At 65.7% G+C, this 23370-nt stretch carries 31 protein-coding genes; 26 read left to right on the forward strand and 5 right to left on the reverse strand.

Annotated features, from left to right (window positions below):
* Positions 1-1440: a mycofactocin dehydrogenase MftG gene (mftG, locus tag AC5Y42_RS03010; RefSeq protein ID WP_499895631.1), complete on the forward strand. Its 1440-nt coding sequence runs from the start codon at positions 1-3 to the stop codon at positions 1438-1440.
* On the opposite strand, the gene AC5Y42_RS03015 is transcribed toward mftG, so the two are convergent.
* On the reverse strand, positions 1363-3021 hold the full coding sequence (locus AC5Y42_RS03015; protein ID WP_499895633.1) for an MFS transporter: 1659 nt from the start codon (positions 3019-3021) through the stop codon (positions 1363-1365). The two genes, mftG and AC5Y42_RS03015, sit on opposite strands and share 78 nt — an antisense overlap.
* A gap of 84 nt (positions 3022-3105) precedes the next feature.
* Here AC5Y42_RS03015 and AC5Y42_RS03020 point away from each other — a divergent pair, with 84 nt between their 5' ends.
* The gene (locus tag AC5Y42_RS03020) at positions 3106-3774 is read left to right on the forward strand and encodes a TetR/AcrR family transcriptional regulator (protein WP_499895634.1); all 669 of its coding nucleotides are present in this window, start codon (positions 3106-3108) and stop codon (positions 3772-3774) included.
* Here the strand turns inward: AC5Y42_RS03020 and AC5Y42_RS03025 are convergent.
* A complete protein-coding gene (locus tag AC5Y42_RS03025) occupies positions 3740-4990 on the reverse strand; it encodes a cytochrome P450 (protein WP_499895636.1) in 1251 nt (416 codons plus the stop codon). The two genes, AC5Y42_RS03020 and AC5Y42_RS03025, sit on opposite strands and share 35 nt — an antisense overlap.
* A gap of 167 nt (positions 4991-5157) precedes the next feature.
* On the opposite strand from AC5Y42_RS03025, the gene AC5Y42_RS03030 reads away from it, so the two are divergent.
* Positions 5158-6774 (forward strand): carboxylesterase/lipase family protein, encoded by a 1617-nt coding sequence (locus AC5Y42_RS03030; RefSeq protein WP_499895638.1) that lies wholly within the window; start codon positions 5158-5160, stop codon positions 6772-6774.
* A 24-nt stretch (positions 6775-6798) separates the two neighbouring features.
* Here AC5Y42_RS03030 and AC5Y42_RS03035 read toward each other — a convergent pair whose 3' ends face one another.
* Positions 6799-7275, reverse strand: a complete 477-nt coding sequence (locus AC5Y42_RS03035; protein ID WP_499895640.1) for a hotdog fold domain-containing protein — start codon at positions 7273-7275, stop codon at positions 6799-6801.
* A gap of 380 nt (positions 7276-7655) precedes the next feature.
* Here AC5Y42_RS03035 and rpsJ point away from each other — a divergent pair, with 380 nt between their 5' ends.
* From rpsJ to rplO, 23 genes are all read left to right on the forward strand, one after another.
* Complete coding sequence (rpsJ, locus tag AC5Y42_RS03040) at positions 7656-7961, forward strand: 30S ribosomal protein S10 (RefSeq protein ID WP_003873519.1); 306 nt, start codon at positions 7656-7658, stop codon at positions 7959-7961.
* A 13-nt stretch (positions 7962-7974) separates the two neighbouring features.
* Entirely contained in the window at positions 7975-8628 is a 654-nt protein-coding gene (gene rplC, locus AC5Y42_RS03045) for a 50S ribosomal protein L3 (protein ID WP_499895642.1), read from the forward strand.
* The gene (gene rplD / locus AC5Y42_RS03050) at positions 8628-9278 is read left to right on the forward strand and encodes a 50S ribosomal protein L4 (protein WP_499895643.1); all 651 of its coding nucleotides are present in this window, start codon (positions 8628-8630) and stop codon (positions 9276-9278) included. The genes rplC and rplD overlap by 1 nt, the downstream gene beginning before the upstream one ends.
* Positions 9278-9580 (forward strand): 50S ribosomal protein L23, encoded by a 303-nt coding sequence (gene rplW, locus AC5Y42_RS03055; protein ID WP_499888340.1) that lies wholly within the window; start codon positions 9278-9280, stop codon positions 9578-9580. Before rplD ends, rplW begins: the two co-directional genes overlap by 1 nt.
* Before the next feature lie 25 nt (positions 9581-9605).
* Complete coding sequence (gene rplB / locus AC5Y42_RS03060) at positions 9606-10445, forward strand: 50S ribosomal protein L2 (protein ID WP_499888337.1); 840 nt, start codon at positions 9606-9608, stop codon at positions 10443-10445.
* Between the two features lie 9 nt (positions 10446-10454).
* The gene (gene rpsS / locus AC5Y42_RS03065) at positions 10455-10736 is read left to right on the forward strand and encodes a 30S ribosomal protein S19 (protein WP_010908582.1); all 282 of its coding nucleotides are present in this window, start codon (positions 10455-10457) and stop codon (positions 10734-10736) included.
* Positions 10733-11308, forward strand: a complete 576-nt coding sequence (rplV, locus tag AC5Y42_RS03070; RefSeq protein ID WP_499895644.1) for a 50S ribosomal protein L22 — start codon at positions 10733-10735, stop codon at positions 11306-11308. The genes rpsS and rplV overlap by 4 nt, the downstream gene beginning before the upstream one ends.
* Positions 11308-12144, forward strand: coding sequence for a 30S ribosomal protein S3 (rpsC, locus tag AC5Y42_RS03075; RefSeq protein WP_499895646.1), 837 nt, complete (start codon positions 11308-11310; stop codon positions 12142-12144). Before rplV ends, rpsC begins: the two co-directional genes overlap by 1 nt.
* 3 nt (positions 12145-12147) lie before the next feature.
* The gene (gene rplP, locus AC5Y42_RS03080; protein ID WP_499895648.1) at positions 12148-12564 is read left to right on the forward strand and encodes a 50S ribosomal protein L16; all 417 of its coding nucleotides are present in this window, start codon (positions 12148-12150) and stop codon (positions 12562-12564) included.
* Positions 12564-12797 (forward strand): 50S ribosomal protein L29, encoded by a 234-nt coding sequence (gene rpmC, locus AC5Y42_RS03085; protein WP_499895650.1) that lies wholly within the window; start codon positions 12564-12566, stop codon positions 12795-12797. The genes rplP and rpmC overlap by 1 nt, the downstream gene beginning before the upstream one ends.
* The gene (gene rpsQ, locus AC5Y42_RS03090; protein ID WP_499895652.1) at positions 12797-13177 is read left to right on the forward strand and encodes a 30S ribosomal protein S17; all 381 of its coding nucleotides are present in this window, start codon (positions 12797-12799) and stop codon (positions 13175-13177) included. Before rpmC ends, rpsQ begins: the two co-directional genes overlap by 1 nt.
* Before the next feature lie 42 nt (positions 13178-13219).
* A complete protein-coding gene (locus AC5Y42_RS03095; RefSeq protein WP_499895653.1) occupies positions 13220-15613 on the forward strand; it encodes an arylsulfatase in 2394 nt (797 codons plus the stop codon).
* A 5-nt stretch (positions 15614-15618) separates the two neighbouring features.
* Positions 15619-16503 carry a formylglycine-generating enzyme family protein gene (locus tag AC5Y42_RS03100; RefSeq protein WP_499895858.1) on the forward strand — a complete coding sequence of 295 codons (885 nt, stop codon included), beginning with the start codon at positions 15619-15621 and terminating at the stop codon, positions 16501-16503.
* Positions 16504-16744: 241 nt separating this feature from the next.
* A complete protein-coding gene (rplN, locus tag AC5Y42_RS03105; RefSeq protein WP_499888321.1) occupies positions 16745-17113 on the forward strand; it encodes a 50S ribosomal protein L14 in 369 nt (122 codons plus the stop codon).
* On the forward strand, positions 17114-17431 hold the full coding sequence (rplX, locus tag AC5Y42_RS03110; protein ID WP_499895655.1) for a 50S ribosomal protein L24: 318 nt from the start codon (positions 17114-17116) through the stop codon (positions 17429-17431). It begins immediately after the preceding gene.
* Positions 17432-17433: 2 nt separating this feature from the next.
* Entirely contained in the window at positions 17434-17997 is a 564-nt protein-coding gene (gene rplE, locus AC5Y42_RS03115) for a 50S ribosomal protein L5 (RefSeq protein ID WP_499895656.1), read from the forward strand.
* Positions 17998-18001: 4 nt separating this feature from the next.
* Positions 18002-18187, forward strand: coding sequence for a type Z 30S ribosomal protein S14 (locus AC5Y42_RS03120; protein WP_065015691.1), 186 nt, complete (start codon positions 18002-18004; stop codon positions 18185-18187).
* A gap of 52 nt (positions 18188-18239) precedes the next feature.
* Positions 18240-18638, forward strand: a complete 399-nt coding sequence (gene rpsH / locus AC5Y42_RS03125; RefSeq protein ID WP_499888314.1) for a 30S ribosomal protein S8 — start codon at positions 18240-18242, stop codon at positions 18636-18638.
* 13 nt (positions 18639-18651) lie between these two features.
* On the forward strand, positions 18652-19191 hold the full coding sequence (gene rplF, locus AC5Y42_RS03130; protein WP_499895658.1) for a 50S ribosomal protein L6: 540 nt from the start codon (positions 18652-18654) through the stop codon (positions 19189-19191).
* Positions 19192-19232: 41 nt separating this feature from the next.
* A complete protein-coding gene (gene rplR / locus AC5Y42_RS03135) occupies positions 19233-19601 on the forward strand; it encodes a 50S ribosomal protein L18 (RefSeq protein WP_197495356.1) in 369 nt (122 codons plus the stop codon).
* 25 nt (positions 19602-19626) lie between these two features.
* Positions 19627-20307: a 30S ribosomal protein S5 gene (gene rpsE, locus AC5Y42_RS03140; RefSeq protein WP_499895659.1), complete on the forward strand. Its 681-nt coding sequence runs from the start codon at positions 19627-19629 to the stop codon at positions 20305-20307.
* A 2-nt stretch (positions 20308-20309) separates the two neighbouring features.
* Positions 20310-20501 carry a 50S ribosomal protein L30 gene (rpmD, locus tag AC5Y42_RS03145; protein ID WP_499895661.1) on the forward strand — a complete coding sequence of 64 codons (192 nt, stop codon included), beginning with the start codon at positions 20310-20312 and terminating at the stop codon, positions 20499-20501.
* The gene (rplO, locus tag AC5Y42_RS03150; RefSeq protein ID WP_499895662.1) at positions 20498-20938 is read left to right on the forward strand and encodes a 50S ribosomal protein L15; all 441 of its coding nucleotides are present in this window, start codon (positions 20498-20500) and stop codon (positions 20936-20938) included. Before rpmD ends, rplO begins: the two co-directional genes overlap by 4 nt.
* A gap of 91 nt (positions 20939-21029) precedes the next feature.
* Here the strand turns inward: rplO and AC5Y42_RS03155 are convergent, their stop codons facing one another.
* Both AC5Y42_RS03155 and AC5Y42_RS03160 read right to left on the reverse strand, forming a co-directional pair.
* Positions 21030-22259, reverse strand: coding sequence for a serine hydrolase domain-containing protein (locus AC5Y42_RS03155; RefSeq protein ID WP_499895663.1), 1230 nt, complete (start codon positions 22257-22259; stop codon positions 21030-21032).
* Between the two features lie 135 nt (positions 22260-22394).
* Positions 22395-23321 (reverse strand): LLM class flavin-dependent oxidoreductase, encoded by a 927-nt coding sequence (locus AC5Y42_RS03160; protein WP_499895664.1) that lies wholly within the window; start codon positions 23319-23321, stop codon positions 22395-22397.
* Positions 23322-23370: the final 49 nt, after the last annotated feature.

The following is a 23370-nucleotide window of genomic DNA, read 5'->3' on the forward strand; positions in this document are numbered from 1 at the left end:
TTGAGCGCGGCCGCCCTGCACAGTGATGTGCTGATCATCGGCGCGGGAAGCGCTGGATCAGTTGTCGCTGAGCGGCTTTCCGCCGACCCGGAGTGTGCGGTGACGGTGCTGGAGGCCGGCCTCGGTCTCACCGATCCGCAGCTGCTGGCACAGACCGCCAACGGCCTGCAGCTGCCGATCGGCGCGGCCAGCCCGCTGGTGTTGCGTTATCAGACGCAGCTGACCGAGCACCCACCCCGGCGCATGCTCATCATGCGCGGCGCGACCATCGGCGGTTCGGGCGCGGTCAACGGCGGTTATTTCTGCCGCGGACTGCCCCGTGACTTCGACGGCTACCGGCTTCCCGGGTGGGCGTGGTCAGACGTGCTCGACCATTTTCGGGCCATCGAGACGGACTTGGATTTCGGTGGACCTGCACACGGCGACCGAGGTCCGATCCGAGTGCGCCGGACGACCGAAACCATCGGCAGCACTGCAGCTTTCATGTCTGCGGCGCAGCAAGCCGGCGTTGACTGGCTCCCCGACTTGAACGACGCCGGCCACGAGATGCCGACCGGCGTGGGTGCTGTCCCGCTCAACATCGTCGACGGCATTCGCAATGGTTCGGGCACAGCGTATTTGGCGCCTGCACTGCAGCGGCCCAACCTGGCCCTGCTGGCGCAGACACGCGTCATGCGATTGCGTTTCGCAGGTTCCCGCGCACTGGGTGTCGATGCGAGCGGCCCCGGTGGGGCGATGACGTTGACCGCTGATCGAATTGTGCTGTGCGCCGGTGCGATCGAGTCGGCGCATCTACTCATGCTATCCGGTGTCGGCGACGAGGACATGTTGCGCGGTGCCGGGGTTGACATAGTGGTGCCGCTACCGGTCGGAATGGCCTGCAGCGACCATCCGGAATGGGTGATGCCGACGAACTGGCCGATCGCGACCCGCCGGCCAGTGCTGGAAGTTGTGTTGAGCACGTCGGACAACCTCGAAATACGTCCGTACACAGGAGGTTTCGTCGCGATGGTCGGTGATGGTACTGCGGGCCATCCGGACTGGCCGCACATCGGTGTTGCTCTCATGCAGCCGCGCTCCCGCGGGCGGATCACGCTGGTGTCCGGTGATCCGGCAGTGCCGCCGCGAATCGAGCACCGCTACGACACGGAGCCCGATGACATCGCCACCCTACAGCGAGGCGCCGAGCTGGCCCGCGAATTGGCCGGGGCGGCAACGTCGGTCGATCCGCCGGCCTGGTCGACGTCGCAACACCTGTGCGGCAGCGCCCCAATGGGCGCCGACGGTGATCCGCGAGCCGTCGTCGACCCGCAGTGCCGGGTACTCGGTATCGAGGGGCTATGGGTGATCGACGGGTCGGTGCTACCGACGGTCACCAGCCGCGGCCCGCATGCCAGCATCGTCATGGTCGGCCACCGGGCCGCAGAGTTCGTCAGGTGAGTTGCTCTGGCGGGACACCATTCGCCGGACCAAACGCAACTGCTGTCCGTCCCGGCCCGGCGCCCAGGCGGCAATGAGCAGGGCGGCGACAGCGATGATCACCCCGAGCACCAAAAACGAGGACTGCGTGGCCTCCAGGAATGCGGTGCGGCTCAGGGCAGCGAGCTGAGCGCCTTGCGGCCCAAGCCTTTCGGAGATCTCCAACGCCTGCGCCAGCGAATGGGAGGCCGGTGCGCGCAACGGCTCGGGAAACCCTGCCAGGTGCGGTGTGATGACGTGGGCGTATCGAGCCGCCAGGATGGATCCGGCCAGCGCGATCCCGAGCGCCGCACCGACCTCGCGGGTGGTGTCGTTGACCGCCGAGGCAACGCCCTGCTTCTCGTCCGGCACTGCCGCCATGATCGCCGAAGTCGTTGGGGCCGTGCATAGGCCGATCCCCGTACTGACCACCAGCAGCGGCCACATCATGTCCCAGTACGGCGAATTCACCTCGAGTGCGCGCATCCACCAGAAGCCGGCCGAGATCAGCAGCAGACCGACGAAAATCACCAGCCGGAGCCCCAATCGAGGCAGATACCACTGGGACAGGACCGAGAACGTCAGCATGGGCAGCATCAGCGGGCTGAAGGCGATGGCCGTGCCCATCGGGCTGTACCCCATCACCAATTGGACGAACTGCATCATGACGAAGAAGAACCCGAACATCGCCACGAAGAAGACCGTGATGGTGGCCGAACCGGTGGCAAAATCCGGTCGGCGGAACAACCGGACATCCAGCAGCGGATGGCGGCGTCGCAGCTCGACGAATCCGAACAGCGCGGCCAGCAGCACGCCCACCCCCAGGGGCCCGTAGACCAGGGGGTTACTCCACCCTCGCGCGGGCGCCTCAACCACGCCGAAGACGAAAACCGCGACGGCGCCACCGATCAGCACCGCCCCCACCCAGTCCAGCGGGGTCGCCTCATCGTCGCGCGAAGACGACACCGTGCAGGCCAGCACGAAGATCAGCGCGGCGCCACCGGCGAAGGCCCAGAAAATCGACTCCCACGGCCAGAAGTACAGCAGCGCCCCCGACCCGAGCATCCCGATTACCCCGCCACAGCCGGCAACGCCCGCCCAGATGCCGACCGCCTTCATGCGTTCGTCCTGCCGATACGCGGCGGTCAACAGCGACAGCGTGGCAGGCATGATGAATGCGGCACCGGCGCCGGCCACGCCCCTGGCCACAATGATCTGCAAGGGACTGCTGAACACCCCCGCCGCCACCGAGGCGATCGCGAAAATCGCCAGGCCGATCAGCAGCGCGCCGCGCCGGCCATAGCGGTCGCCGATCGCCCCGGCGGGCAGCAGCAGGCAGGCCAGCACGACGGTGTAACCGTCGACCACCCAGGTCAATTGGGACTGTGTGGCCGAGGTTGCCACCGCAATGTCGCCCAGCGCGGTGTTCAACGCGACCATCGAGGCAATCACGAGCGACACGCCCATGCAGGCCACCACGACCGTCCAGATTCGTGCGCGATTGGACCCGAGCGCGGTGCCGGCATCAGTACGCTGGTCAGGCCGGACGAGGGTTTCGGCCACAGCGGGTGCCCCCTTTCGGTGGCAAAGGTATTTTTGAGACTAACAGTCTCGTAGGTAGACCGATAGTCTCGGTTTTAAACGGAGGTGGTACTCATCACCGGCAGCAGTACCGATCCCCGGCCGGCGCGATCCCGGGCCCGGTTGCTCGAGGCCGCTACCGCGCTACTGCGCTCGGGAGGGCCCAGCGCGGTGACCGTCGACGCGGTCACTCGGGGCGCCAACGTAGCCCGAGCCACGCTGTACCGCCACTTCCCCAGCGGAAACGATTTGCTGGCAGCAGCTTTCAATAGTTTGATCCCGCCGGCGCCCATGCCTTCGGAAGACGGCAGCCTGCGTGACCGGCTCATCGCGGTGGTGCTGGGCTTCGGTCAATCGATCGCCGAGGCGCCCGGCATGCTGACCGCGATGTCGTGGCTGGCGCTGGGGCGCGACTTGGAGCAGATGCCAGAAGCCCGGGGCACTCATGCCGCCGACAGTGCTGCAATCAACACGCTGCGCGAACACATCGCTGTGCAGTATGCAGCCCCGTTCGACGCGATTTTCGATAGCCCGGAGGCTGCGGAGTTGGGCGACATCGACCGGTCCCGTGCGATCGCCCTGCTGATCGGCCCGTTGGCATTGGGCCGGCTGTCGACGTTGCCGGATTTCGACTACCGGGAATGCGCCCGAGCCGCCGTCGACGGTTTCCTGTATGTGCAGCGCACGCAGCAAACGCCGATCAGCGCAGCGAGTACCGAATCGGCAGGTGCTTGAGCCCGCCGACGAAAACCGTCGCGATCAGCTCCGGGTTTCCGTTCAGCTCAATGGATTTCAGCCGAGGCAGCAATTCGGTGAAGAAGCTGTTCACCTCCATGCGCGCCAGCGCGGCACCCAGGCAGAAGTGCACGCCATAACCGAATGCCAGGTGCTTGTTCGGGTCGCGGCCGACGTCGAAGCGGAACGGATCGTCAAAAACTTCCTCGTCCCGGTTGGCGGAGACATAGGACAGATACACCGATTCGCCTTCAGCGATCGGGATCCCGCGCACGCTGGTGTCCGCGGTGGCCGTGCGCATGAACTCCTTGACCGGAGTCACCCAGCGGATCATTTCCTCGGTGGCCAACGGCATCAAATCCAGGTTGTCGGTCAGCCGCCGGCGTTGATCGGGATTCTCGATCAGCGCCTGCAAGCCGCCGGCAATCGTCGCGCTGGTGGTGTCGTGGCCGGCAGTAGCGATGATCACGTAGTAGGACGCGGTGTCGAGATCGGAGAGCGGTTGCCCGTCGACGCGGGCGTTGGCGATCGCCGAGGCCAGGTCCTCGGTCGGTTGCGCGCGGCGTGACCCGGTGATGGCGTTGAAGTAACCGAAGAAGTCCAGCAGGATTTGGAGCTGTTCTTCAGGGGTGTTGCCGCGCTTGAACTCCTCGTCGTCGCCGCCGAAGAGTTCCTGGGTGAGCTTGAGCATGCGCGGGAAATCCGATTCCGGCAAGCCCAGCAGCGACATGATGACGTACAGCGGGTAGTTGACGGCAACCTCTTGCACAAAGTCGCATTCGGTTCCCGCGGCCATCATCTTGTCGACGTAGATTTTGGCCAGTTCGTCGACGCGGACCTTGAGCGCGCGCATCGCCTTGGGGCGGAACCAGTCGGCGCCGATCGCCCGCACCACCCGATGTTGCGGGTCGTCCATGTGGATCAGCGTGCGCAGCCCCATCCCGGAGTCCAGTTGCGCGCGCGCAAAGTCGTCCTGCTCGGCGGTCGCCAGCAACGGGCGCGGCTCGTTGACCCAGAGGTTGTTGTCCCGCTCGATGTCCATGATGTCGACGTGTTTGGTGATCGCCCAGAACGGCCGGTACGGCGCGCAGTCGACCAGCGACACCGGCGCATGGGAGCGCAGATGGGTCAGCGCCGCATGCAGCCTCGGCTCGTCGGCGTAGGAGGTCGGGTCGGCGAAGACCTTGGCGGCCTCGTCAATGATCGGTGTGCTCATCGGCTTCCTCACCTGCTGGCGTGATTTCTCGACGGGTGCGCGCGGGCGGCCACGCAGGCCGCAAGCGGCCCGAAAAGCAGCCAGGCAACAAGATCCAGAATTTTTTCAGTGTCCGTCATCCCAAAATTCGCGGGAGCGGTTTCGAGAGATCCGTAGGCTGAACCCTTGTGTCGATCCGATTGCTTCGCCGTGGCCGCGCATGCGTTGCGCTGCTGGCGGCGGTGATCGTTGTGGCCGGCTGCGGCCACGGCGGTAGTGCGGTGCCGCACCGGTCACCGCCCGCTTATGCCGGACCGCTGGATGCTGCCATTGTGCGCACCCCGGTGGGATCGATGCGCGGCCTCGTCGCTGCGGATTACCGCCTATTCCAAGGCATTCCATATGCAGCACCGCCGGTCGGTGCGCTGCGGTGGCAGCCGCCGCGGCCAGCGGCGCGCTGGCCGGGAGCACTGAACGCCACCAAACCCGGGCCGCAATGCACTCAGGAGACCCGCTCGGGAAAGACCAGCGAGAACTGCCTGACCCTCAACGTGTGGACACCCACAGCGGGTCGAGCCGACAAGCGCCCGGTGATGGTGTGGATCCACGGGGGCGGCTTCGTCAACGGTAGCGGCGACATCTACAACGCGCGGTGGTTGGCCGCCAAGGGCCACATTCTCGTCGTCACGCTCAACTACCGGCTGGGGGCACTCGGATTCCTCGCCCACCCGTCGCTGGGCGCCCCCGCCGACGTGGGCACTTACGGTCTGGCCGATCAGCAGGCCGCGTTGCGTTGGGTCCGAGACAACATCGCGGCCTTTGGCGGCGATCCGGCCAAGGTGACCATCGCCGGCGAGTCCGCGGGCGGCATGTCGGTGTGCGACCATCTGGCCGCACCAGGGTCGGCGGGCCTGTTCCGCGCGGCGATCATCCAGAGCGCACCGTGTCAGGCACAGGCCGACCTGGCGACCGCCCAACGCATCAGCCTGGATTACGCGGCGTCGGTGGGCTGCCCCGATCCGGCCGCCGCCGCGCAGTGCCTGGGAGCGCTGCCCGCGACGGCACTGACCCGACCGCCCTGGTACACCCACATCGGCGACGCCAACGCGTTGAGCGGGCCGGTCGTCGGCACCGGGGTGCTGCCGGTCGGTCCGATCGCGGCGGTCGGCGGCGGCCGGGCCGCCCGGGTCCCGGTGTTGATCGGCGTCAATCACGACGAATTCACGATGTTCGCCGCGCTGCGGTACGCGCGCAGGAAGCACGGTGTCACCAGCGCCGAGTACCCCAATGTGTTGACAGACATCTTCGGCGCCGACGGTCGGGGAGTGCTGGCGCACTATCCACCGGAGCGCTATGGCGGGGACGTCTCGCTTGCCTACTCCGCAGCGGTCACCGACGGCGTCTTCTCATGTGTCGCCGACCGGATGGCGGTCGCGTTGAGCCGCAACGCACCGGTCTATGCCTACGAGTTCGACGATCCGCACGCGCCGGCGCCGGATTCGTTGCGGCACGCGCCTTTTCCGGTCGGTGCCAGCCACTCGCTAGAGCTGCGCTACCTGTTCAACGTCGGCGGCGCCCCACCGCTGAATCCCGCTCAACACGCGCTGTCGGACCAGATGATCGCCTACTGGAGCCAATTCGTGAGCGCTGGCGCGCCCGAGGCCACCGGTCAACCCGAGTGGCCCAAGCTAAGTGGCGATCACGCTCCGTGGATGTCGTTGCGTCCCGACGGCAGCAGGGTCACCACCACCTTCGAGGAAGACCACCAATGCGCGTTTTGGGCGACGCTGAAGGGCAGGTCGTGAGCCCGCCCAGTGCAGTAGGCGGCATCAGCGCGCGGGTGTCACCCAGGTGGTGATGTCGGCGTGCACGACCTCGACGCCGGTGCGGTCGGTGATGCTGACTGGCACCGCGACCTCGACACCGTCGGTGATCTGTCCGAAATCCGGCGGGTCCAGCCGGGCCACCGCCCGCAGCGACGTCGTGGCCTTCTCCAGGTACTGCACACTCATCGACTTCGGGATCCAGCGATGGCTGCGCGGCACGGTGGCTTCCATCAGCATCCCCATCGCGACCTCGGCGGCGTTGCAGCACGCAATCGCGTGCACGGTGTGCAGGTGGTTGTAGACGAAGAACCACTTGGGCACCCGCACCTCGGCCAGCCCCGGCTCCATCCGCATTACATGCGGCAGCACCGAGACGAAGTACGGGACCCGCGTCATTGCGGCCGCAGAGAACAACCGGGTTCCGCCCGGACGCCCGGACAGCCGTTTCCACGCGGTATAAGTGCTGGTCGGACCGGTCATGCCGACATATCTTACTCTGGAGTAAGGAACGGGCGCCGCAGCCCATGGCCTCGCTGACTACCCCGTGCGACCACCTGGCCGCCGCAATTTGGCCGCTGCCACGATCTGGGGCATACTGTTCAGGTTGCCTTGGGCCGGGTTCGCGCCTGGCCGGGCATACGACCGGCGCCCAGACGGGCGCGTCCGGTCCCATCCTCGGAACGCGACCAATTTCGGCCGCGGACCAGGCTGCGTGCGGGCGACACACCCGACCGCGGGGGCCGGTGGACCACGACAGGTAAACAGCGGCGCAACATCCGGCGCGACGCCAGATCGATCCAGATCGATCGACGCGCTGCGGGACACCGGGTCCGGACATTGGAGAGTGAGGTAGGAGAAGCGTGGCGGGACAGAAGATCCGCATCAGGCTCAAGGCCTACGACCACGAGGCCATTGACGCCTCGGCGCGCAAAATCGTCGAGACGGTCGTCCGGACCGGCGCCAGCGTGGTGGGTCCGGTGCCGCTGCCGACCGAGAAGAACGTGTATTGCGTCATTCGCTCTCCGCACAAGTACAAGGACTCGCGGGAGCACTTCGAAATGCGCACGCACAAGCGGTTGATCGACATCCTCGATCCGACGCCGAAGACCGTTGACGCCTTGATGCGTATCGATCTGCCGGCCAGTGTCGACGTCAACATCCAGTAGGAGATCCAGAGCAATGGCGAGAAGAGGCATTCTGGGCACCAAGCTGGGCATGACGCAGGTGTTCGACGACAACAACCGGGTTGTTCCGGTGACGGTGGTCAAAGCCGGACCCAACGTGGTGACTCGAATCCGCACACCGGAGCTTGACGGCTACAGCGCAGTGCAGTTGGCCTACGGCGAAATCAGTCCTCGGAAGGTCAACAAGCCGCTGACCGGTCAGTACGCTGCCGCCGGGGTCAACCCGCGTCGGCACCTGGCCGAGTTGCGGCTCGACGACGCCGACGCGACAGCGGAATACCAGGTCGGCCAGGAGTTGACCGCCGAAATCTTTTCCGCAGGCAGCTACGTCGACGTGACCGGCACCTCCAAAGGCAAAGGCTTTGCCGGGACCATGAAGCGGCACGGTTTCAGCGGGCAGGGCGCCAGCCACGGCGCTCAGGCCGTGCACCGCCGGCCGGGTTCCATCGGTGGCTGCGCTACGCCGGCGCGGGTGTTCAAGGGCACCCGGATGGCCGGGCGGATGGGTAACGACCGGGTGACCACGCAGAACCTGTTGGTGCACAAGGTCGATGCCGAGAATGGCGTGCTGCTGATCAAAGGTGCGGTCCCTGGCCGCAACGGTGGACTGGTTGTCGTCCGCAGCGCGATCAAACGAGGTGAGAAGTAATGGCTGGCATCAAGATTGACGTCAAGACCCCGGACGGCAAGAACAGCGGCTCCGTCGAGTTGCCCGCTGAGCTGTTCGATGCGCCGGCAAATATCGCGTTGATGCACCAGGTAGTCACCGCCCAGCGGGCGGCGGCGCGGCAGGGTACGCATTCGACCAAGACGCGCGGTGAAGTACGCGGTGGTGGTCGTAAGCCGTACCGGCAGAAGGGCACCGGGCGGGCCCGCCAGGGCTCGACACGGGCTCCGCAGTTCACCGGCGGTGGCGTCGTGCACGGCCCCAAGCCGCGCGACTACAGCCAGCGCACCCCGAAGAAGATGATCGTGGCCGCGCTGCGCGGCGCGTTGTCCGACCGGGCGCGCAACGACCGCATCCACGCGATCAGTGAGCTGGTGTCGGGGCAGACGCCGTCGACCAAGAGCGCCAAGGCTTTTCTGGCCACGGTGACCGATCGCAAGCAGGTGCTGCTGGTGATCGGACGCACCGACGAGACCGGTGCCAAGAGCGTGCGCAACCTGCCGGGTGTGCACGTGCTGGCACCCGACCAGCTCAACACCTACGACGTGTTGCGCGCCGACGACGTGGTGTTTTCCGTGGAGGCACTCAACGCCTACATCGCGGCCAACACTGCCGAGGAGGTTACGGCCTGATGGCGACTGTCACTGATCCCCGCGACATCATCTTGGCGCCGGTCATCTCGGAGAAGTCCTACGGGCTGATCGACGACAACGTCTACACATTTCTGGTGCACCCCGATTCGAACAAGACGCAAATCAAGATCGCGATCGAGAAGATCTTCTCGGTCAAGGTCGCTGCGGTGAACACCGCGAACCGGCAGGGTAAGCGCAAGCGCACCCGGACCGGATACGGCAAACGTAAGGACACCAAGCGCGCCATCGTCACGCTGGTGCCGGGCAGCAAGCCGATCGACCTATTCGGGGCACCGGCGTAGTCGAGGATAGAGAGACTTAACAGACATGGGAATTCGCAAGTACAAGCCGACGACTCCGGGTCGTCGCGGTGCCAGCGTGTCCGATTTCTCCGAGATCACTCGTTCGACACCGGAGAAGTCGTTGGTGCGTCCGCTGCACGGTCGCGGCGGACGCAACGCGCACGGCCGGATCACCACCCGCCACAAGGGCGGCGGGCACAAACGTGCCTACCGGGTGATCGACTTTCGCCGCAACGACAAGGACGGCGTCAACGCGAAGGTCGCCCACATCGAGTACGACCCGAACCGCACCGCCCGGATTGCCTTGCTGCATTATCTCGACGGTGAGAAGCGTTACATCATTGCACCGCAGGGACTCTCGCAGGGCGATGTGGTGGAGTCGGGCGCCAATGCCGACATCAAGCCGGGCAATAACCTTCCGCTGCGCAACATTCCGGCCGGTACGCTGATCCACGCCGTGGAGCTGCGCCCGGGTGGGGGTGCCAAACTGGCCCGCTCGGCAGGATCGAGCATCCAGTTGCTCGGTAAAGAGGGCACCTACGCGTCGCTGCGGATGCCCAGCGGTGAGATCCGCCGCGTCGACGTGCGCTGCCGCGCCACCGTCGGCGAGGTGGGTAACGCCGAACAGGCAAACATCAACTGGGGTAAGGCCGGCCGGATGCGCTGGAAGGGCAAGCGCCCGTCGGTCCGCGGCGTGGTGATGAACCCCGTCGACCACCCGCACGGCGGCGGTGAGGGTAAGACGTCCGGTGGGCGTCACCCGGTCAGCCCGTGGGGCAAGCCCGAGGGACGTACCCGCAAGCCGCACAAGCCCAGTGACAAGCTCATCGTCCGACGCCGGCGCACCGGCAAGAAGCACCGCTAGGAGTAGCCGATGCCACGCAGCCTGAAGAAGGGTCCGTTCGTCGACGACCACCTGCTCAAGAAAGTCGACGTGCAGAACGAGAAGAACACCAAGCAGGTCATCAAGACCTGGTCGCGGCGGTCGACTATCATCCCGGACTTCATCGGCCACACGTTCGCCGTCCACGACGGACGTAAGCATGTGCCGGTGTTCGTCACCGAGGCGATGGTGGGTCACAAACTCGGCGAGTTCGCACCGACGCGCACCTTCAAGGGACACATCAAAGACGACCGGAAAGCCAAGCGGCGATGACCAGCACCACTACCGAGTTTCCTTCTGCGGTCGCCAAGGCGCGCTTCGTGCGCGTCTCACCGACCAAAGCGCGACGGGTGATCAACCTGGTGCGCGGCAAGTCCGTGTCCGAGGCACTCGACATCCTGAGGTGGGCGCCGCAGGCGGCCAGCGCGCCGGTGGCCAAGGTCATCGCCAGTGCGGCGGCCAACGCCCAGAACAACAATGGGCTGGATCCGTCAACTCTGGTGGTGGCCAGCGTCTTCGCCGACGACGGCCCAACCGCCAAGCGGATCCGTCCGCGCGCTCAGGGCCGTGCCTTCCGGATCCGTCGTCGTACCAGTCACATCACCGTGGTGGTGGAGAGCCGGCCGGTGAAGGGCGAACAATCGCAGTCAGCGCGGGCGCGCCGCGCGCAGGCCAGCAAGGCAGCCGCCAAGAAGGCGCCGGCCAAGCAGGCACCGGCCAAGAAGGCACCCGCCGACAAGGCGCCCGCGAAAAAGGCATCCGCCAAGAAGGCGCCGGCCAAGAAGTCCACGGAAACCTCCAAGAAGACTTCTGAGACTTCCGAAGCGAAGGGAGGCTCGCAGTAGTGGGCCAGAAGATCAATCCGCACGGCTTCCGGCTGGGTATCACCACCGACTGGAAGTCACGCTGGTACGCCGACAAGCAGTACGCCGACTACGTCAAGGAAGACGTGGCGATCCGCCGCCTGCTCTCCACCGGGCTGGAGCGCGCCGGGATCGCCGACGTGGAGATCGAGCGCACCCGTGACCGGGTCCGGGTGGACATCCACACCGCCCGCCCGGGGATCGTCATCGGCCGCCGCGGCACCGAAGCCGACCGCATCCGAGCGGACCTGGAGAAGCTGACCGCCAAGCAAGTCCAGCTCAACATCCTCGAGGTGAAAAACCCTGAGTCCCAAGCACAATTGGTGGCACAGGGCGTCGCCGAACAGCTGAGCAACCGCGTTGCGTTCCGCCGCGCCATGCGCAAGGCCATCCAGTCGGCCATGCGTCAGCCCAACGTCAAAGGCATTCGGGTGCAGTGCTCCGGTCGTCTCGGCGGCGCCGAGATGAGCCGCTCGGAGTTCTACCGCGAAGGTCGAGTTCCGCTGCACACCCTGCGCGCCGACATCGACTACGGCTTGTACGAAGCCAAGACCACCTTCGGCCGCATCGGCGTCAAGGTGTGGATTTACAAGGGCGACATCGTCGGTGGGAAACGGGAGCTGGCCGCTCCCACGGGTGGCGCCGATCGCCCGCGTCGCGAGCGGCCGTCGGGCACCCGTCCGCGCCGCAGCGGTGCCGCCGGCACGACGGCCACCAGCACCGATGCCGGACGCGCCGCCTCGGGTGCCGAAGAAGTCGCTGCGCCGGCTGCCGTCACTGCGGAGCCGACCGCCGAAACGCAGAGCACGGAGAGCTGAATCATGTTGATTCCCCGTAAAGTCAAGCACCGAAAGCAACATCATCCCCGTCAGCGTGGCATTGCCAGCGGCGGCACCACGGTGAGCTTCGGCGACTACGGCATCCAGGCCCTTGAGCACGCCTACGTCACCAACCGGCAGATCGAGTCCGCTCGTATCGCCATCAACCGGCACATCAAGCGTGGCGGCAAGGTGTGGATCAACATCTTCCCGGACCGGCCGTTGACCAAGAAGCCCGCCGAGACCCGAATGGGTTCGGGTAAGGGTTCGCCGGAATGGTGGATCGCCAACGTCAAGCCGGGCCGGGTGCTCTTCGAGCTCAGCTACCCGAACGAGTCGATCGCCCGGGCCGCGCTTACCCGGGCAATTCACAAGTTGCCGATCAAGGCACGCATCGTCACCCGAGAGGAGCAGTTCTGATGGCAGTGGGAGTTTCCGCTGGCGAACTGCGCGAGCTCACCGAGGAAGAGTTGATCGAGCGGCTGCGCGAATCCAAGGAAGAGCTGTTCAACCTGCGCTTCCAGATGGCGACCGGCCAACTCAACAACAACCGTCGACTCCGCACGGTGCGTCAGGAAATCGCGCGCGTCTACACCGTGCTCCGCGAACGTGAACTCGGCCTGGCTTCCGGGCCGGATGGTGAGGAATCGTAATGGCAGAGGCGAAAACCGGCGTCAAGGCTGCGCCGAAGAAGGCTGCTAAGTCCGCTCCGAAAAGTGCCGCATCCACCGATGCGGCCCAGAAGGAGAAGGGCCCCAAGCACACTCCGCGCACTCCGAAGCCTCGGGGCAGGCGGAAGACCCGCATCGGTTACGTGGTGAGCGACAAGATGCAGAAGACTATCGTGGTCGAGCTGGAGGACCGGGTGCGCCACCCGCTCTACGGCAAGATCATCCGCACCACCACGAAGGTCAAGGCGCACGACGAGAACGGTATTGCCGGTATCGGCGACCGGGTCTCGCTGATGGAGACGCGTCCGCTTTCGGCAACCAAGCGCTGGCGGCTGGTGGACATCCTGGAGAAGGCCAAGTAGCTTAGCGCCACCACACGCAGAAGCCCCCAATTCCACTGCGGAATGGGGGCTTTTGCGGCTGCTTGCGAGGGTATAGTCGCAGCGATGGTGACCGAGTTCAACGGCAAAATCGAACTGGATATTCGTGACTCGGAGCCGGATTGGGGGCCGTTCGCCGCTCCGACCGCACCGGAGAACGCCCCGAACATCCTGTATCTGGTGTGGGACGACGTCGGCATCGCCACCTGGGACTGCTTCGGCGGACTGGTCGACATGCCGAACATGACCCGCATCGCCGACCGCGGCGTGCGACTGTCGCAGTTTCACACCACGGCGCTGTGCTCGCCGACCCGAGCGGCGTTGCTGACCGGTCGCAACGCCACCACGGTCGGCATGGCCACCATCGAGGAATTCACCGACGGGTTCCCCAACTGCAACGGGCGCATCCCCGCCGACACCGCGCTGCTGTCCGAAGTGCTCGCCGAACGCGGCTACAACACCTACTGCGTCGGCAAATGGCATCTGACGCCGCTGGAGGAATCCAACCTGGCGTCAACCAAGCGGCATTGGCCGCTGTCTCGCGGCTTCGAACGGTTTTACGGGTTCCTGGGCGGGGAGACCGACCAGTGGTATCCCGACCTCGTTTACGACAACCACCCGGTGGCTCCGCCCGGCGCCCCGGAGGACGGTTACCACCTGTCGAAGGACATCGCCGACAAGACAATCGAATTCATCCGCGACGCCAAAGTGATTGCGCCGGACAAACCGTGGTTCAGTTATGTGTGCCCCGGTGCCGGCCATGCGCCGCACCACGTGTTCAAAGAATGGGCCGACAGATACGCCGGTCGCTTTGACATGGGCTACGAGCAATACCGCGAGATGGTGTTGAAGAACCAGAAGTCGATGGGCATCGTCCCACCCGATACCGAGCTTTCGCCGCTCAATCCGTACTTGGACGTGACGGGGCCGTCCGGTGAGCCGTGGCCGTTGCAGGACACAGTGCGCCCCTGGGAATCGCTGGGCGCCGACGAGAAGAAGCTGTTCGCCCGGATGGCCGAGGTCTTCGCCGGCTTCCTGTCCTACACCGATGACCAGATCGGGCGGATTCTGGATTATCTCGAAGAATCCGGGCAGTTGGAGAACACCATCGTCGTGGTGATCTGTGACAACGGTGCCAGCGGCGAAGGCGGGCCGAACGGATCGGTCAACGAGTCGAAGTTTTTCAACGGCTACATCGACACTGTCGAAGAGAGCTTGAAATTTCTCGATCGTCTCGGCGGGCCGGAGACCTACAACCATTACCCTATCGGGTGGGCGATGGCCTTCAATACGCCCTACAAGCTGTTCAAGCGCTACGCCTCACATGAGGGCGGCATCGCCGACAGCGCAATCATTTCGTGGCCCAGCGGAATTGCCGCCCACGGTGAGGTGCGCGACAACTACATCAACGTCTGCGACATCACCCCGACCGTGTACGAGCTGCTGGGCATCACCCCGCCGGAGGTCGTGAAGGGAATTCCACAACGGTCACTAGACGGTGTGAGTTTCGCAGCGGCCCTGGAGGATCCGGCGGCAGACACCGGCAAGAACACCCAGTTCTACACGATGCTGGGCACTCGAGGAATCTGGCACGACGGCTGGTTCGCCAACACCGTACATGCCGCCACCCCGGCCGGCTGGTCACATTTCGATGCCGACCGGTGGGAGTTGTTCCACATCGCCGATGACCGCAGCCAGTGCCATGACCTCGCCGGCGACCATCCGCAGAAGCTGGAGGAACTCAAAGCGCTGTGGTATTCCGAGGCCGACAAATACAACGGGCTGCCGCTGGCTGATTTGAACATCTTCGAAACGATGTCGCGGTGGCGGCCCCATCTGGCCGCCGACCGTTCCAGCTTCACCTATTACCCGAATGCCGCCGAGGTGGGTATCGGGGCCGCCGTCGAGCTACGTGGGCAGTCGTTCTCGGTAGTGGCCGACGTGACCGTGGACACCACCGGCGCCGAAGGGGTGTTGTTCAAGCAGGGTGGGGCGCATGGCGGCCATGTGCTGTTCATTCAGGACGGGCGACTGCACTACGTCTACAACTTCCTCGGCGAGCGGCACCAGTTGATGTCGTCGGCGGGCGCAGTTCCGTTGGGCCGGCACCTTTTCGGGGTCCGCTACACGCGGTCGGGCACCGTGCCCAACAGCCATACACCGCTGGGCGAAGCCGCGCTCTACATCGACGATCAGGCCGTCGCCACGTTGTCGGAGATGACGACCCAGCCGGGAACGTTCGGGTTGGCCGGCGCCACGGTCAGCGTCGGGCGCAACAGCGGTTCGGCGGTGTCCAGCCGCTACAAGGCGCCATTCACCTTCACCGGAGGCACCATCACACACGTCACCGTGGACATCTCGGGCACGCCCTACGAAGACCTGGAAAAGACCCTGGCACTGGCATTTTCGCGTGATTGACTGGCATGCTGACCGACCTGGTTGACTTACCCGGCGGCTCGTTCCGGATGGGATCGACGAGCTTCTATCCCGAAGAGGCGCCGATTCACACCGCCACGGTGGGCGCCTTGGCGGTGGAGTGCCATCCGGTGACCAATGCCCAGTTCGCCGAATTCGTCGCTGCGACCGGCTATGTGACAGTTGCCGAGCAGCCGATCGATCCAACGCTTTATCCCGGCGTCGATCCAGCGGACCTGCAGCCCGGCGGACTGGTGTTCCGTTCGACGCCGGGTCCGGTCGATCTGCGCGACTGGCGGCAGTGGTGGCACTGGGTGCCGGGCGCGAGTTGGCGGCAGCCGTTCGGCCCGAGTTCTGACGTCGGCGATAAGCCCGACCACCCGGTCGTGCAGATCGCCTATCCCGACGCCGCGGCCTACGCGCGCTGGGCCGGGCGGCGGTTGCCGACCGAAGCCGAGTGGGAGTACGCCGCCCGCGGCGGGTCCACGGGCACTTACTCGTGGGGGGACGAGGAGAGGCCTGGCGGGCAGTTGATGGCCAACACCTGGCAGGGCATCTTCCCGTACCGTAACGACGGCGCTCTCGGCTGGACCGGAACCTCGCCGGTGGGGATTTTTGCGCCCAACGGCGTCGGCCTGCTCGACATGATCGGCAATGTCTGGGAGTGGACGACCACCGAGTTCTCGGCGCATCACCGGCTGGATCAGCCGGCCAAGGCCTGCTGTATGCCGTCGGAAGCTGCTGATCCGACGGTCAGCCAGACGCTCAAAGGCGGCTCGCACCTGTGCGCGCCGCAGTACTGCCATCGGTACCGGCCGGCGGCGCGGTCACCTCAGTCGCAGGACACCGCGACCAGCCATATCGGGTTTCGCTGCGTGGCGGACGTGGGTTAGCGGCGAGCGTGCGTGTTCCCGGCGCTCAGTGCGGCGTGTCGGCCGGGGACACGCGCGTTCGCGGCAAAGGGGTACGAATTTGGCGCTGAGCTGGTCGTCGCCTAGACTCTAGGGGTTGCCGTGGGCAGACCTCGGCCGGCGCGAGTCGGCCCCGCGTGCCCTTCGGTGATGAAGACCACGCACGTCAGGCCTCGACGGCACTGTCTGCCGTGCACACGTTAACCAGGGCCGAGGAGATCTAGTGATTCAGCAGGAATCGCGGTTGAAGGTGGCCGACAACACCGGCGCCAAGGAGATCTTGTGCATCCGCGTGCTCGGCGGCTCGTCACGGCGGTACGCCGGCATCGGTGATGTCATCGTGGCGACCGTCAAAGACGCCATCCCCGGCGGCAACGTCAAGCGCGGCGAGATCGTGAAGGCCGTCGTGGTGCGCACCGTCAAGGAACGGCGCCGCGCCGACGGCAGCTACATCAAGTTCGACGAGAACGCGGCGGTCATCATCAAGCCCGACAACGACCCGCGTGGAACCCGCATCTTCGGCCCGGTGGGGCGGGAACTGCGTGAGAAGCGCTTCATGAAGATCGTGTCGCTGGCCCCGGAGGTGTTGTAAATGAAGGTCCACAAAGGCGACACCGTCCTGGTCGTCTCCGGTAAGGACAAAGGCGCCAAAGGCAAGGTGTTGCAGTCTTACCCGACGCGCAACAAGGTGCTCGTCGAAGGCGTCAACCGAATCAAGAAGCACACCCCGATCTCGACCAATCAACGCGGCGCGCAGTCGGGTGGCATCGTCACGCAGGAAGCTCCGATCCACGTCTCCAACGTGATGGTCGTCGATTCCGACGGTAAGCCCACCCGGGTGGGCTACCGGGTCGACGAGGAAACCGGCAAGAAGGTCCGCATCTCCAAGCGCAACGGCAAGGACATCTAGAGATGACGACTGCAGAAAAGGTTCAGCCGCGGCTGAAGATGCGCTACCGGGAAGAGATCCGGGACGCGCTCAACCAACAGTTCGGCTACGTCAACGTCATGCAGATCCCGACCGTGGTCAAGGTCGTCGTCAACATGGGCGTCGGCGACGCCGCGCGTGACGCCAAGCTGATCAACGGCGCGGTCAACGACTTGGCGCTGATCACCGGGCAGCGGCCCGAGATTCGGCGGGCCCGCAAGTCGATCGCACAGTTCAAGCTGCGTGAGGGCATGCCGATCGGCGCCCGGGTCACGCTGCGCGGCGACCGGATGTGGGAGTTCCTCGACCGGCTCACCTCGATTGCGCTGCCACGTATCCGCGACTTCCGCGGCCTGTCGCCCAAGCAGTTCGACGGTGGGGGCAACTACACGTTCGGGCTGAACGAGCAGTCGGTGTTCCACGAGATCGACGTGGACTCGATTGACCGGACACGTGGCATGGACATCACCGTCGTCACCTCGGCGACGACCGACGACGAAGGACGAGCGCTGTTGCGGGCCCTCGGCTTTCCGTTCAAGGAGAACTGAACAGATGGCGAAGAAGGCACTTGTCAACAAGGCCCAGCGCAAGCCGCGGTTCGCGGTGCGCGCCTACACCCGCTGCAGCAAGTGCGGCCGTCCGCGTGCGGTGTACCGCAAGTTCGGGCTGTGCCGAATCTGCCTACGCGAGATGGCGCATGCCGGCGAGTTGCCCGGCGTGCAGAAGAGCAGTTGGTGAAGCGCGGTAGGCCCGGCATGGGAACCACCGCGAGAAAGGTGACACCTCAGTCATGACGATGACGGATCCGATCGCAGACTTTTTGACACGTCTGCGCAACGCCAATTCGGCGTACCACGACGAGGTGAGTCTGCCGCACTCGAAGATCAAGGCCAACATCGCCGAGATCCTCAAACGCGAAGGCTACATCAGCGACTATCACATCGAAGACGCTCGAGTCGGCAAAGCGCTTGTCGTGCAGCTGAAGTACGGGCCGAGCCGCGAGCGCAGCATCGCCGGTCTACGGCGGGTGTCCAAGCCGGGCCTGCGCGTCTACGCGAAATCAACCAACCTGCCGCGGGTGCTGGGCGGCCTGGGTGTGGCGATCATCTCGACCTCCTCGGGCCTGCTCACCGACCGTCAGGCAGCCAGACAGGGCGTGGGCGGCGAAGTCCTCGCGTACGTGTGGTGAGGGAGACGTAGAGATGTCGCGTATTGGTAAGCAGCCGATTCCGGTTCCCGCCGGTGTCGACGTGGCGATCGACGGTCAGAACGTGTCGGTCAAGGGCCCCAAGGGCGCCCTGGAACTCAAGGTGTCCGACCCGCTGCGCGTCGCGCGAGACGACGACGGCGCGATCGTGGTGACCCGCCCCGATGACGAGCGGCGCAACCGTTCCCTGCACGGTCTGAACCGCACCCTGGTGTCCAACCTGGTCACCGGTGTGACGCAGGGCTACACCACGAAGATGGAGATCTTCGGCGTTGGTTATCGGGTGCAGCTCAAGGGCACCACCCTGGAATTCGCGCTCGGATACAGCCACCCCGTGGTGATCGAGGCGCCGGAAGGCATCACGTTCGCGGTGGAGACGCCGACGAAGTTCTCCATCTCCGGGATCGACAAGCAGAAGGTCGGCCAGATCTCGGCGAATATCCGCCGGTTGCGCCGTCCCGACCCCTACAAGGGCAAGGGCGTGCGTTACGAAGGCGAGCAGATCCGCCGCAAGGTCGGAAAGACAGGTAAGTAGTCATGGCACAAACGCAAGCTGGTACCGCCGCGCGGAAGCCGGTGGGGCAGAGCGTGTCCGCTGCTCGTCGCGCAGCCCGGCTGCGCCGGCATGCGCGGCTGCGCAAGAAGATCTCGGGCACCGCGGAGCGTCCGCGCCTGGTGGTGCATCGGTCGTCGCGGCATATCCATGTGCAACTGGTCAATGACCTCAACGGGACCACGCTGGCGGCCGCTTCATCGATCGAGGCCGATGTGCGCGGAGTCGACGGCGACAAGAAGGCCCACAGTGTGCGGGTCGGCCAGTTGATCGCAGAGCGGGCCAAAGCAGCCGGAATTGACACCGTGGTGTTCGACCGGGGTGGCTACACCTACGGTGGGCGGATCGCTGCGCTGGCCGACGCCGCGCGCGAGAGCGGGTTGAAGTTCTGATGACACACAATGGAGGGACCGCATCATGACGGAGCAGCCGACTGCAGGGGCCGCCGCTCCGGACACCGGCGGCGCGACTCGCGGTGAGGGGCGCGGCGAAGGGCGCGAGAGCCGGGGACGGCGCGACGACCGCGGCGGGGGCCGTGGCCGCGACCGCGATAGCAATTACCTGGAGCGGGTCGTCACCATCAACCGCGTCTCGAAGGTGGTCAAGGGCGGACGCCGCTTCAGCTTCACCGCATTGGTCATCGTCGGCGACGGCAACGGGATGGTCGGTGTCGGCTACGGCAAGGCCAAGGAGGTGCCGGCCGCAATCGCCAAGGGCGTCGAAGAGGCGCGCAAGGGCTTCTTCCGGGTGCCGCTGATCGGTGGCACCATCACCCACCCGGTGCAGGGTGAGGCGGCGGCCGGTGTGGTGATGTTGCGCCCGGCCAGCTCCGGTACCGGAGTGATCGCCGGCGGTGCCGCGCGTGCGGTGCTCGAATGTGCCGGCGTGCGCGACATTCTGGCCAAGTCGCTGGGCAGCGACAACGCGATCAACGTGGTGCACGCGACGGTGGCAGCGCTCAAGCTGCTGCAACGGCCCGAGGAAGTGGCCGCTCGGCGCGGGCTGCCGATCGAGGACGTCGCACCGGCCCGCATGTTGAAGGCGCGACGGGAAAGCGAAGCGCTGGCAACGAATGCAGCGCGTGAGGGAACGGCATAGCCATGGCAGACGTGAAAATCACCCAGGTGCGCAGCACCATCGGTGCTCGCTGGAAGCAGCGGGAAAGCCTGCGTACCCTGGGGCTGCGGCGAATTCGCCATTCGGTCGTCCGCGAAGACAATGCTCAGACTCGCGGGCTGATCGCGGTGGTGCGCCACCTCGTCGAGGTAGAACCTGCGGAGGCGAACAAGTGACGATCAAACTTCACGACCTGCGGCCCGCGCCCGGGTCGAAGACCAAACGTACCCGCGTCGGTCGGGGTGAGGGATCCAAAGGCAAGACTGCCGGCCGCGGCACCAAGGGCACCAAGGCCCGCAAGAACGTGCCGGTGACCTTCGAGGGTGGGCAGATGCCGATCCACATGCGGCTGCCCAAGTTGAAGGGTTTCCGTAACCGGTACCGCACCGAATACGAGGTCGTCAATGTCGGCGACATCAATCGGCTGTTCCCGCAAGGCGGTTCAGTCGGTGTCGACGAGCTGGTTGCCAAGGGCGCGGTGCGCAAGAACTCACTGGTGAAGGTGCTCGGCGACGGCAAGCTGACGGTCAAGGCCGACGTCACCGCCCACAAGTTCAGCGGCAGCGCCCGGGAGAAGATCACCGCCGCGGGCGGTTCGGTCACCGAGCTCTGACGCGCGCCTCTGGCGCGCTCTCTGGCGCGAGCGTGCGTGTCCCCGGTCGACACGCCGCACGCAGCACCGGTTTTGCGCACGCTCGCCGCTGCTAAGTCTGCGGCCGAGCGCCCAGCACGTCACGAAACAGCGTCTGGCGCAGCGTAATTTCCCGCGGATCGCTCCACAGGTGAAAACCCAACCGGTTCATCACATATCCGAACCCGATACCGGTGTCCGGGTCGGCGAACCCGAACGAGCCGCCGAGCCCCGGCGTGCCGAACGCCTTGTCGGAGGAGCCGAAGCAGAAGTGTGACACCGGTTTGCAATAGCCCAACGAGAACACCGAGTCGACATGCAGCACCTTGTCGTGGAGCCCGCCGGTGGGAGTGACCGCCGGCTGGGTGAGCGCATCGAGAGCGGTTGCGGCTAAACCGAGTTCGCCGCCGCCGGTCGCCGCGCAACCGTAGGCTTTCGCAACCGAGCGAGCGGTGCCGATTCCGTTGGCGGCCGGTATCTCGACGGTGCGCACGTCTTCGCGGTTGTAGTCGCGCATCGCGTCGACGTCGTGGGGCAGCATAGCGGCTCGGCTGGTGAGGCCGAAGGGATTCAGTAAGCCCAGCGCGACTCGCGGCGGCAGCGTATTGAGGTGCAACAGTGCCTCGGAGCGTCGCCAGCCGTGCAAGTGGGCGACGAGGCCGCGGTCCACCGAGGCGGGCAATCCGATGTGCAGGTCCAGACCAAGCGGAGTGGCGACTTCGTCGGCGAAGAATCGGCCCAACGATCGGCCCGCCGGATCGGCGTGCCGGATCAATTCCGACTCATACCAGCCCAGGGTGATGGCGTGATAGCCGTGCCGCGTTCCCGGCGGCCAGACCGGAGCCTGTGCTGCCAGCACCGCCGACAGCTTTCCCGGATCGGCCAAGTCGGCTAGCCGCAGCGGTGCATCCAGCACGGGTAGCCCAGCTTGATGAGACAGCAGCTGCCGCACGGTTACCTCGGCCTTGCCCGCCTGCGCAAACTCCGGCCAGTAATTGGTGACCTTAGCGTCGTAGTCGAGGAGCCCTCGGGAGGCAGCGACGGCAACCGCAAGGGAGGCAATGCCTTTCGTCGTCGAGAACATGTTGACCATCGTGTCGTGGCGCCACGGTTCCTTGGTGATGCCGTTGCGGTAGCCGCCCCACAGATCGACCACTTTGACGCCGTTGCGGTAGACGGCGACGGCGGCGCCGACCTCGCGGCCGCGGGAGAAATTGGCCCGGAACGCGTCGGCGACCTTGCCGTACCCCTCGTCGACGTTGCCGTCGATCAGGTCGGGGGACACGCTGACTTTGAGAACCATCGGGTGTTTATATCGCGAACTGCCCCCCGGGGACCGGAGATTCGTCATTTCTTCCCTGCGCGAAGGTGCGCAAACCCGGAGAATTGGTCGGCGTGTCGACCGGGGACACGCACGCTCGCGCGGATTAGGCGCGCTTTAGGCGATCTGTGGGATCACCTCAGCGGCAAGGCGTTCCATTTGCTCACGGTCTTGCGCGACGTCGTCGCCGACGGGGTTGAGCAGGAGCATCTGGGCGCCGGCGTCGATCACCTCCCGCAGTCCGCGCGCGACGTCGTCAGGAGTGCCGCAGACCGGGACCGCATCGATGCCGCGCATCTGACCGTAGATACGCCGTAGCCCGGCAAGCACACGTTCGCGGGCCTTGGCGGCGTCGTCGTCGACCATCAGATAGACGCGCTTGCCGATGGTGAACCGCGCGGGATCCCTGCCCTGGCCTGCGAGCTCGCGGTGCACAGTTTCCACTGCCTGGGCGAAGTCGGCTGTGGTCGAGGAACCGGCGCCCAGAAACGCATCGCCATGGCGCACCGCCCGGGCCAGGGCTTTGGGCGCCTGTCCACCGAACCAGATCGGCGGGTGCGGTCGCTGCACGGGTTTCGGCTGGATCAGCAGATCGTCGACCTGACGGAACCGGCCGTGAAACGTCACCCTCGGCTGATCGGACCATGCCGCCTTCATCAACTGCAGACCCTCGGTGAAACTGCGCACGAAGGTCGCCTTCTCCACCCCGAAGGCCGAGAACTGACGAAAGCCCCCGCCGGGTGCGACCCCGACATCCAGCCGCCCGTGGCTGAGCCGATCGACGGCGGTCACGGCCGCGGCCAGTTGCAGTGGGTCGTGCAGCGAGGCAACGAGTACCGCCACGCCCAGCCGCAGTCGCTCGGTGCAGGCCGCCGCGAACGCCAGCAGCTCCAACGGCGCCAGCAGCGGCGCTTGGCCGACAACCTGCTCCAGCGTCCAACCGCCGTCGAACCCGAGCTCCTCGGCGCGCGCAAGGTAGGACCGCACACCCGCCGCATCGAAGCCGGTCGAGTCCAGCTGGGGGATGGAGATCGAAAACCTCATCCTGCTCACCGTAGGCCGCCGCGGTGACCTGGGCTATCGGTACGCTCGA

It is taken from the genome of Mycobacterium sp. NGS48 (genome assembly GCF_059812585.1).

What these genes read in the sequence shown, in the direction of transcription:
- AC5Y42_RS03025 (WP_499895636.1), bottom strand. Translation starts at nt 4,990, where the DNA reads ATGAGCACACCGATCATTGACGAGGCCGCCAAGGTCTTCGCCGACCCG.
- AC5Y42_RS03035 (WP_499895640.1), bottom strand. Translation starts at nt 7,275, where the DNA reads ATGACCGGTCCGACCAGCACTTATACCGCGTGGAAACGGCTGTCCGGG.
- rplC (WP_499895642.1), top strand. Translation starts at nt 7,975, where the DNA reads ATGGCGAGAAGAGGCATTCTGGGCACCAAGCTGGGCATGACGCAGGTG.
- rplD (WP_499895643.1), top strand. Translation starts at nt 8,628, where the DNA reads ATGGCTGGCATCAAGATTGACGTCAAGACCCCGGACGGCAAGAACAGC.
- rplW (WP_499888340.1), top strand. Translation starts at nt 9,278, where the DNA reads ATGGCGACTGTCACTGATCCCCGCGACATCATCTTGGCGCCGGTCATC.
- rplB (WP_499888337.1), top strand. Translation starts at nt 9,606, where the DNA reads ATGGGAATTCGCAAGTACAAGCCGACGACTCCGGGTCGTCGCGGTGCC.
- rpsS (WP_010908582.1), top strand. Translation starts at nt 10,455, where the DNA reads ATGCCACGCAGCCTGAAGAAGGGTCCGTTCGTCGACGACCACCTGCTC.
- rplV (WP_499895644.1), top strand. Translation starts at nt 10,733, where the DNA reads ATGACCAGCACCACTACCGAGTTTCCTTCTGCGGTCGCCAAGGCGCGC.
- rplP (WP_499895648.1), top strand. Translation starts at nt 12,148, where the DNA reads ATGTTGATTCCCCGTAAAGTCAAGCACCGAAAGCAACATCATCCCCGT.
- rpmC (WP_499895650.1), top strand. Translation starts at nt 12,564, where the DNA reads ATGGCAGTGGGAGTTTCCGCTGGCGAACTGCGCGAGCTCACCGAGGAA.
- rpsQ (WP_499895652.1), top strand. Translation starts at nt 12,797, where the DNA reads ATGGCAGAGGCGAAAACCGGCGTCAAGGCTGCGCCGAAGAAGGCTGCT.
- AC5Y42_RS03095 (WP_499895653.1), top strand. Translation starts at nt 13,220, where the DNA reads ATGGGGGCTTTTGCGGCTGCTTGCGAGGGTATAGTCGCAGCGATGGTG.
- AC5Y42_RS03100 (WP_499895858.1), top strand. Translation starts at nt 15,619, where the DNA reads ATGCTGACCGACCTGGTTGACTTACCCGGCGGCTCGTTCCGGATGGGA.
- rplX (WP_499895655.1), top strand. Translation starts at nt 17,114, where the DNA reads ATGAAGGTCCACAAAGGCGACACCGTCCTGGTCGTCTCCGGTAAGGAC.
- rplE (WP_499895656.1), top strand. Translation starts at nt 17,434, where the DNA reads ATGACGACTGCAGAAAAGGTTCAGCCGCGGCTGAAGATGCGCTACCGG.
- AC5Y42_RS03120 (WP_065015691.1), top strand. Translation starts at nt 18,002, where the DNA reads ATGGCGAAGAAGGCACTTGTCAACAAGGCCCAGCGCAAGCCGCGGTTC.
- rpsH (WP_499888314.1), top strand. Translation starts at nt 18,240, where the DNA reads ATGACGATGACGGATCCGATCGCAGACTTTTTGACACGTCTGCGCAAC.
- rplF (WP_499895658.1), top strand. Translation starts at nt 18,652, where the DNA reads ATGTCGCGTATTGGTAAGCAGCCGATTCCGGTTCCCGCCGGTGTCGAC.
- rpsE (WP_499895659.1), top strand. Translation starts at nt 19,627, where the DNA reads ATGACGGAGCAGCCGACTGCAGGGGCCGCCGCTCCGGACACCGGCGGC.
- rpmD (WP_499895661.1), top strand. Translation starts at nt 20,310, where the DNA reads ATGGCAGACGTGAAAATCACCCAGGTGCGCAGCACCATCGGTGCTCGC.
- AC5Y42_RS03155 (WP_499895663.1), bottom strand. Translation starts at nt 22,259, where the DNA reads ATGGTTCTCAAAGTCAGCGTGTCCCCCGACCTGATCGACGGCAACGTC.
- AC5Y42_RS03160 (WP_499895664.1), bottom strand. Translation starts at nt 23,321, where the DNA reads ATGAGGTTTTCGATCTCCATCCCCCAGCTGGACTCGACCGGCTTCGAT.